Source organism: Ligilactobacillus sp. LYQ60 (assembly GCF_045033015.1).
Lineage (GTDB): Bacteria > Bacillota > Bacilli > Lactobacillales > Lactobacillaceae > Ligilactobacillus.
The window spans coordinates 82,306-90,143 of sequence record NZ_JBJFZV010000006.1 but is presented as its reverse complement, the minus strand read 5'-3'; the positions used below and the strand labels follow the sequence as shown (position 1 = coordinate 90,143).

At 45.9% G+C, this 7,838-nt stretch carries 6 protein-coding genes, 5 tRNA genes and 1 rRNA gene; 10 read left to right on the top strand and 2 right to left on the bottom strand.

What is annotated here, in order from left to right; genetic code table 11:
• Positions 1 to 10: 10 nt before the first annotated feature.
• The 4 genes from rrf to ACI3EZ_RS06435 all read left to right on the top strand — a co-directional run bounded on the left by rrf (position 11) and on the right by ACI3EZ_RS06435 (position 391).
• Positions 11 to 127 (top strand): 5S ribosomal RNA (gene rrf, locus ACI3EZ_RS06450).
• 7 nt (positions 128 to 134) lie between these two features.
• Positions 135 to 207 (top strand) — tRNA-Asn (locus tag ACI3EZ_RS06445).
• 7 nt (positions 208 to 214) lie between these two features.
• Positions 215 to 305: transfer RNA gene (locus ACI3EZ_RS06440), tRNA-Ser, on the top strand.
• Positions 306 to 318: 13 nt separating this feature from the next.
• Positions 319 to 391, top strand: a tRNA-Thr gene (locus tag ACI3EZ_RS06435).
• A gap of 185 nt (positions 392 to 576) precedes the next feature.
• Here ACI3EZ_RS06435 and ACI3EZ_RS06430 read toward each other — a convergent pair.
• A complete protein-coding gene (locus ACI3EZ_RS06430) occupies positions 577 to 1,968 on the bottom strand; it encodes an NAD-dependent succinate-semialdehyde dehydrogenase (protein WP_405025875.1) in 1,392 nt (463 codons plus the stop codon).
• 290 nt (positions 1,969 to 2,258) lie between these two features.
• Here ACI3EZ_RS06430 and ACI3EZ_RS06425 point away from each other — a divergent pair, with 290 nt between their 5' ends.
• From ACI3EZ_RS06425 to ACI3EZ_RS06400, 6 genes are all read left to right on the top strand, one after another.
• The gene (locus ACI3EZ_RS06425; RefSeq protein ID WP_405025874.1) at positions 2,259 to 3,728 is read left to right on the top strand and encodes a peptide MFS transporter; all 1,470 of its coding nucleotides are present in this window, start codon (positions 2,259 to 2,261) and stop codon (positions 3,726 to 3,728) included.
• Positions 3,729 to 3,824: 96 nt separating this feature from the next.
• Positions 3,825 to 3,907 (top strand) — tRNA-Tyr (locus ACI3EZ_RS06420).
• A gap of 6 nt (positions 3,908 to 3,913) precedes the next feature.
• Positions 3,914 to 3,985: transfer RNA gene (locus ACI3EZ_RS06415), tRNA-Gln, on the top strand.
• Between the two features lie 75 nt (positions 3,986 to 4,060).
• On the top strand, positions 4,061 to 4,702 hold the full coding sequence (locus ACI3EZ_RS06410; protein ID WP_405025873.1) for a hypothetical protein: 642 nt from the start codon (positions 4,061 to 4,063) through the stop codon (positions 4,700 to 4,702).
• 80 nt (positions 4,703 to 4,782) lie between these two features.
• Positions 4,783 to 5,916, top strand: a complete 1,134-nt coding sequence (nagA, locus tag ACI3EZ_RS06405) for an N-acetylglucosamine-6-phosphate deacetylase (RefSeq protein ID WP_405025085.1) — start codon at positions 4,783 to 4,785, stop codon at positions 5,914 to 5,916.
• A 242-nt stretch (positions 5,917 to 6,158) separates the two neighbouring features.
• Complete coding sequence (locus ACI3EZ_RS06400) at positions 6,159 to 6,863, top strand: GntR family transcriptional regulator (RefSeq protein WP_405025872.1); 705 nt, start codon at positions 6,159 to 6,161, stop codon at positions 6,861 to 6,863.
• Positions 6,864 to 7,061: 198 nt separating this feature from the next.
• Here ACI3EZ_RS06400 and ACI3EZ_RS06395 read toward each other — a convergent pair whose 3' ends face one another.
• Entirely contained in the window at positions 7,062 to 7,802 is a 741-nt protein-coding gene (locus ACI3EZ_RS06395; protein ID WP_405025871.1) for a WecB/TagA/CpsF family glycosyltransferase, read from the bottom strand.
• Between the last annotated feature and the right edge of the window lie 36 nt (positions 7,803 to 7,838).

The following is a 7,838-nucleotide window of genomic DNA, read 5'->3' as shown; positions in this document are numbered from 1 at the left end:
AAGGAAAGAGTGCGGTGATGATGGCCTGAAGGATACACCTGTTCCCATGCCGAACACAGTAGTTAAGCTTCAGCGCGCCGAGAGTAGTTGGGGGACCGCCCCCTGTGAGGGTAGGACGTCGCCGTGCTTTTTATTCCGGCATAGCTCAGTTGGTAGAGCACCTGACTGTTAATCAGGTTGTCGACGGTTCGAGCCCGCCTGCCGGAGTAATAATGGAGAGTTGTCCGAGTGGCTTAAGGAGCACGATTGGAAATCGTGTAAGGGGGTAACGACCTCCTTCGAGGGTTCGAATCCCTCACTCTCCGTTAATCATAATATGCCGGATTAGCTCAGTTGGTAGAGCAGTACTCTCGTAAAGTAAAGGTCGCTGGTCCGAGTCCAGTATCCGGCATTTGATAAATTATTTTAGTTTATTAAACGCCGTTAAACCGGCGTTTTTCTTTCATTAAATTCTGTGAAATTCCATAAGTTTGTATATGTTAAACACATTAAAAGCACATGGATCTTATCCGTGTGCTTGTTCAAACACATAATAAAAACGAGAAACACCGTATGGGTCCCTCGTTTTTATTTGTTCTAATTATTAGTAGCGCTATTTTCAGGTGTGTAAATAAGGTGCTTATTAACAAAGGCGTCTAATCCTAGGATGCTTAACTCACGGCCATAACCTGAATTTTTAACGCCGCCGAATGGAATGGCTGGGAGGGATGACCAGCTAGAGTTGATAAATGACATCCCCGTTTCAATTTGAGCGGCAACCCGTTCAGCGTGGTCAGGATCGCTTGAAAAGATTGTTCCCCCAAGACCGTAACTTGAATTATTGGCCAGTTTAATGGCTGCTTCTTCGGAGTCAACTTTGTAGATGGTGGCAACTGGGCCAAACATTTCCTGGTCGAAAATAGGATTATCGGGGGTAATTCCCGTCAGAATAGTTGGTTCAAAGAAAAAACCATCTCCTTTAACAATGTGACCACCGGTAATGCATGTTGCACCGTGGTCAATGGCCGTATCAACCTGCTGTTGAAGTTTTGTTTGGGCTTCTTTAGAGGAGAGCGGCGCAAGAGTAGTTTCGGGGTTCATTGGATCACCCATTTTTAACTGTGTAAATTGTTTTTTCAGCATAGTAACAAAGTCATCATACTTATCAGCCATAACAATGAACCGTTTAGATGAAGTGCAAACCTGCCCGGCGTTATCAATTCGTGCACGAGGAGCAACTTTTTTAACAAGTTCCCAATCGGCATCATCAAGGATGATGAACGCGTCGTTTCCGCCGAGTTCCATAGTTGATTGCTTGAGGTTTTTTCCCGCTTCGGCTGCAACGGCGGCGCCTCCGCGCATTGATCCCGTTAGGCAAACACCGGATACTCGGGGATCGGCGATAATCCTGGCAACTTGTTCGTAGCTAATAAAGAGGTTGGTGAATGCCCCGGCAGGAGCTCCTGCCTCCTTAACTAACGCATCGAAGGCTTGGGCCGATGCCGGACAGATGGAGGCGTCTTTAAGAATCATTGGATTTCCTACCATGAAGTTTGGAGCGAATACCCGGACAATTTGATAGAGAGGGAAGTTCCATGGTTCCACAGCCATAATTATCCCAGTTGCCTGCTTTATATAGTGCGCCGTTCCCTGTCCAGCTGGCATTGGGAGGTCAACTGGTTGAAGCATTTCTTCAGCATGTTTGGCGTAGTATTCAGCAATCATAGCACATAAGTCAACTTCTCCTTGCGATTCACAAAAAAGTTTCCCCATGTCGTAGGTAATGGTTTTAGCAAGTTCATCCCGGTGTTTCCGGAGGGCCGCTGCAACTTTGAGAAGCTGTGCTTTCCGGGTTGAAATGGGCTGAGTTCTCCACTTTTGGTAAAGCGTATGGGCTAGGGAAAGCGTTTGGCTTACTTCTGTATCAGAATTATTCGGGAAGGTTTTAAGCGTTTTCCCCGTATAAGGATAAGTTGTTTGGTATGTCATGTGAAATCCTCCTTAAACAAAAATGTTCATTTAATATATAGTTTCTTTTAAATGATATTCATAATAAAATGAACTATCTGTATTCTATTCGTTTGTTTAGTGAAAGGCAATGATTATTTTTTTGAAAACAAAAGTAATGAGGAATAGAATGTTATTAATTTTTTCTAATTAAGTGAGTGATTTATGAGTAATTGTTGTGACTGATCTTATTTTCCTGTATAATTGACGGTGCACTTGCTGTTTGTCGGTGGATGAACGGTAACAAAATTAACGATTAAAGGAGACTTGTTATGAACCAGAAAACGAATGACCATTTTTTCTTCGGCCATCCGCGGGGACTGGCAACGCTATTCTTTACTGAAATGTGGGAACGGTTTAGCTACTACGGGATGCGCGCTATCCTACTATATTACATGTACTACGCCGTTTCTCAGGGCGGATTAGGTTTTGATAAACCAACCGCAATGTCAATCATGTCGATTTACGGTGCGCTAGTTTACCTTGCCGGGGTTGTCGGCGGGTTTATGAGTGACCGGGTATGGGGAAGCCGGAAAACGGTGTTCTTCGGGGGCGTTTTGATTATGCTGGGGCATATCGTTTTAGCAACTCCGTTTGGGCGACTTGCGTTGTACGGCTCAATTGCCCTTATTGTCATAGGAACAGGATTGTTAAAACCAAATGTTTCCGACATGGTTGGGGGGTTGTATACCCCTGGCGATCCGCGACGGGATTCTGGGTTTAACATCTTTGTTTTTGGAATCAACGTTGGGGCCTTTATCGCACCGTTAATCGTGGGGTGGTTAGGGCAAAAGGTGAACTTCCATCTTGGGTTCTCCCTGGCTGCGATTGGAATGTTCTTTGGACTTATTCAGTACGTAATTGATGGCCGAAAGTACCTGCCCAAGGACAGTCTGTACCCGAACGATCCAATTCAACCAGATGAATTAAAACATATTTTGATAAAGGTTGGCTTGGGAGTTGTTGCTGGGGTATTGGTTCTGGTTATCCTCGCAATCTTTGGCCAATTAAGTATTAGTAATGTAATTTCACTGATTACGCTCGTTGCTGTGATGATTCCAGTGGTCTACTTTGTAATGATGCTGAGTAGCAAAAAAGTATCCGGAACGGAGCGTTCACGGGTATGGGCGTACATTCCACTGTTTATTGCGTCAATTTTATTCTGGTCAATTGAGGAGCAGGGATCTGTTGTATTAGCGTTATTTGCCGCAAATCAGACCCGGTTAACAATTGGTAGCTTTACGATTCCGGCTAGTTTCTTCCAAAGTATGAATCCACTATTTATCATGCTGTACGTTCCAATCTTTGCTTGGCTGTGGACGAAGTTGGGAAAACGACAACCCTCATCACCAATGAAGTTTTCACTGGGATTGTTTTTTGCCGGAATTTCGTTTCTGTGGATGACGCTCCCAGGAATGCTCTTTGGGGTTAATGCTCGAGTTAGTCCATTCTGGTTGATTATGAGTTGGGCGTTGGTAATTATTGGTGAAATGTTGATTTCACCGATCGGAATGTCGGTAACAACAAAGCTCGCTCCCCGGGCTTTTCAATCCCAGATGATGAGTATGTGGTTTTTATCAGATGCGGTGGCACAGGCCTTTAACTCCCAGTTAGTTAAGCTGTATACCCCGCATACAGAAATTTTGTACTTCGGAATTGTGGGGGTCATTACGATTGCGTTTGGTGTGATCATGGTACTGATGGTGCCACGCTTAAAACGGTTAATGGCGGGGGTTCATTAGTTTTAAAAATTAATGGCCAAAAATTACACATTACCCCTTGTGTTAAGTTAAAAAAACAGGTATAGTAATTAAGTCGGTAGCGACAATTACTATTATGGAGGAGTAGCGAAGTCTGGCTAAACGCGGCGGACCGTAAATCCGCTCCTTCGGGTTCGGTGGTTCGAATCCACTCTCCTCCATCATATTGGGCTATGGCCAAGTGGTAAGGCATCAGGTTTTGGTCCTGACATGCGCAGGTTCGAATCCTGCTAGCCCAATTAAATAGGAGAGGTTGTGACGTGAGTCCAACCTCTCTTTTCGCGTTATACTAAAAGAACTAGAGGAGGGGTTCTGTGTTATTACTGACAGCTTCACTTGCCATTATGGGAATTATCTTTTTACCAGTGGCTTTTTTCTATTTAATTAGTTCATGGCGGAATTATGGGAAATGGATAATGCCTGTAATTACGATAGCCGTTTGTTTTGCATGTGCGCTTGGCGGCGGTTGGGGATTTATTCAAGCGTGGCATATAGGTCACTCATCATCAGCGGAAACACCGATGACATCGGCGCCAACCACGCTGCAGTCAGCACAGGGAAATCAGTCTCAGCCTCTTGTAGTTACGGGAATGCCGCAGTTAGATGCAGCGCATGAACAAGCTAAAACGCAGCAGCAAATTTTAGGTGACATGCAGCGAACTTTTAGACCAATTGGGACGGTTAGTTTTGATCAGCAAACGAAAACATACCGGATCATGCCTACCAGTAATCAGGATGTTCAGGCGATTAATTACGTCCTACAAAATCCTGGGATGGCCCAGAAAGTGGGTTATAACCAGCTAACTGGGGGAATTAAACAGACGGCAAAAAATTTACAATCGGCGTTAGGACGGGGGTATACGTATCAATTACTTAAGCCAGGAGACACAAATACGGTAATTTATTCTGTGCGGAATGGTAAAGTCCTGGTGGACATCGTTAACGGGATTAAATAACAAAAATGAAAACGCTTGTCTGGATGGTCTATACCGATTATAATAGTGGTGTTAACTGCGAAAGTGAAAGGATGACCAAAATGAGTATAGTGTTACGGCATGCGGTAATTTATACGGGCGATGAACGAATTGATGATGGTTATGTGCGTTTCAATAAGCAAATTGAAGCGGTCGGACCAATGAGTGATTTACGGATTCAAGCGGGTGATAAACTCAGTGACCTGCACGGTCAGATTATTGTTCCGGGATTTATTGACGTCCACACGCATGGTGGGTACGGTTTTGATGCAATGGATGGGGATCCGGATCAGATTAATGAATTAGCAACGGATATGGCCCGAAACGAAGGGGTAACAACCTACTTTGCCACGACAATGACGCAGTCGGTTGAAAATATTAATCACGCGATGGAAGGAATTCGCCAAGCGGCAGAAAAGAACCCGTTGATTCAGGGGGTCCACCTTGAAGGCCCATTTATTTCGGTAAAGTACAAGGGGGCTCAGCCGGAAAAGTACATTCAGGTTCCAAATGTTGCCTTGCTGGCACGGTGGAATGAATTATCCGGGAACCGTGTCCGGATGATTACGTATGCTCCAGAATATCCTGAAAGCCGGGCGTTTGAGGATTACTGCCTGGAAAACGGAATTGTGCCGTCAGCGGGGCATTCTAATGCTACACGGGAACAAATGTTACAGTCACGGGCAACCCATATTACGCACCTCTACAACGCACAGCGGGAGTTCAAACACCGTGAGCCAGGAGTCACCGGGCACGCCGTCCTGGAAGATAACCTGTACTGTGAGATTATCTGTGATGGGTTCCACAACGTTCCGGACATGGTGCGGTTGGCATACGAGTTAAAGGGAGCAGATAAACTCGAGCTGGTAACGGATTCGATGCGGGCCAAGGGAATGCCCGAAGGCGATTACGAACTCGGGGGACAAAAGGTCATCGTGAAGGATGGTCAGGCTCGCTTAGAAGTAGGTAATTTGGCTGGCTCTGTTCTGAAGTTTAACGTGGCATTTAAGAATATTATTAAGTTTACGGGTTGCCGGATCGAGGATGCCGTTAAGATGTCATCGGTTAATCAAGCCCGAGAGTTCCACCTTGAACAAAAAGGCGGAATTGCGCCAGGGAAGGACGCTGATTTGAACGTGTTAGACAGGAGCCTTGATTTACAGCAGACGTATTCTTTTGGGAAGCTGATGAAGTAATTTTTAATGTTATTAAAATAACAGTGAGGAGCGTGATGAATGTAGGATGTTGCCTGATAACAGAGTATCGGCTAGGCGGCAGGAGTATTTTCAGCACGCTCTTTAAAAAAATTGTTTGTGTCAAGGGCGGCTGGTTATAACGTGGTGGCGGACGTTTGATTCATTTAGGCAATTCCTCGATGCATGATTTATGCTATTATTATTAAGGCTAATAATAATGGTGAAAAGTGAGGGCAAAATGAATGGGGTCACCAATCTACATTCAAATTCATAATCAAATTCGGCAGGCAATTGAACAGGGGAAGTGGCAGGTTGGCGATCGGATTCCTGCGGAACGGCTTCTCGCTGAGCAGTTTGGGGTGTCGCGAATGACGCTACGGCAGGCTATTCAGACGCTTGTTGATGAGGGAATTCTTGAACGGCGGGTTGGGGCCGGAACATTTGTAGCCAGCCAAAAGGTGCAGGACCGAATGGCAGGCGTGACTAGTTTTACCGAGTTAACCCGCTCGCAGGGAAAGGTTCCCTCTAGCAAAACCATCTCGTATGTGATTACAACGCCAACGCTCAGCGAGCGTGAGCGGCTGCGCTTAAACGGTGAAATGCAAGTATTGCGCATGGAACGGATTCGGTACGCTGACCAGGTGCCGATTTGTTTTGAGGTAACAACGGTTCCTGCTGACCTGGTGGTTTCGTTTGCTAGGGACGAGGTTACTAGCTCGCTGTATGAAGCCTTACAGGACCGGGGATATACGATCGGAAAGGCCCAGCAGACCGTTTCGGCAACCCTTGCTTCTGAACGGATTGCGGAATATCTAGATATTAAACGAGGGGCAGCTCTTTTGCGGCTCCGGCAGGTTACCGAGTTACGGGACGGGCGCCCGTTTGAGTACACCCGAACCCAGTATGTGGGAGACCGGTTTGAGTTTTATTTAGAGAATAACCGGTAAGGGCTAATCGATGGCAGTTGATTACCAGGAGAAATGATAACATCAACCGGATCTGTTACTCTTTTTGCATAATCTGATGTCTAAAATAAACGGGTTAAGTGGAAGTCCGTATTCCTTCGAACCGCAGTTTACGGTTCGTGTGGTTTACTCCTTCCACCATACCCGTTTTTTCGTTGGGTACATTTTTCTCGGATATATTTATTCTTGTCTACTGGTAAATTTGCGCCACAGAATAAGTGCTAGGTAGTGGGGGAGGGCCATCATTCGCCCAATCCGACGGGGATCTTGTAAAAGCCGGTACAGCCACTCAACGTGGTGTTCCTGCCAACTTTGCGGGGCCCGGTGAACCGCCCCTGCTAACACGTCAAAACTACCGCCTACTCCCATCCAGAGGGCAGGGGCTTGCTTTCGAAATTGGCGGATGAACATTTCTTGTTTGGGAAAGCCAAGGGCGACGAAAACAAATGAAGGGTGTGCGGCCTTAATTTGAGCGGCAATTTTGGCAGCTTCGCTGGAAGTGAAATAGCCGTCATGACTACCAGCGATGATTACGCCAGGGTATTGATGGTGGACGTGGATAATGGTTTGCTGCAAAATTGTTGGTTTAGTTCCCAGGAAAAAGACACGGTCGTGGTGAAGGTCAGCATGATGAAGGAGGGCACACATTAGGTCAAAGCCGGTCACCCGCTCTGGAACGGGGTTTCCCAGAAGTGCGGTGCCCTTCACGATTCCAATCCCATCTGCTGTTATGTAATCAGCAGTTTTGATTGTCTGCATGTATGTTTGATCTTTGCGGGCAGCCAGTACAATTTCTGGATTGGCCGTTACAATAAACCGGTTTTGTCCAGCTTTATGATCGGTAATAAGTTGGGTGACAACTTCTTTTTTTGTTGCCTTGATAAACGGAATACCAAGAACGTTACTAGTACTGAATTTCACGGGAGACCTCCTTTAAAATGAGTGGGCTATTACCGG

Excerpts from the sequence above, each read along its gene's own strand:
- ACI3EZ_RS06430 (WP_405025875.1), bottom strand. The coding sequence starts at position 1,968 with ATGACATACCAAACAACTTATCCTTATACGGGGAAAACGCTTAAAACC.
- ACI3EZ_RS06425 (WP_405025874.1), top strand. The coding sequence starts at position 2,259 with ATGAACCAGAAAACGAATGACCATTTTTTCTTCGGCCATCCGCGGGGA.
- nagA (WP_405025085.1), top strand. The coding sequence starts at position 4,783 with ATGAGTATAGTGTTACGGCATGCGGTAATTTATACGGGCGATGAACGA.
- ACI3EZ_RS06400 (WP_405025872.1), top strand. The coding sequence starts at position 6,159 with ATGGGGTCACCAATCTACATTCAAATTCATAATCAAATTCGGCAGGCA.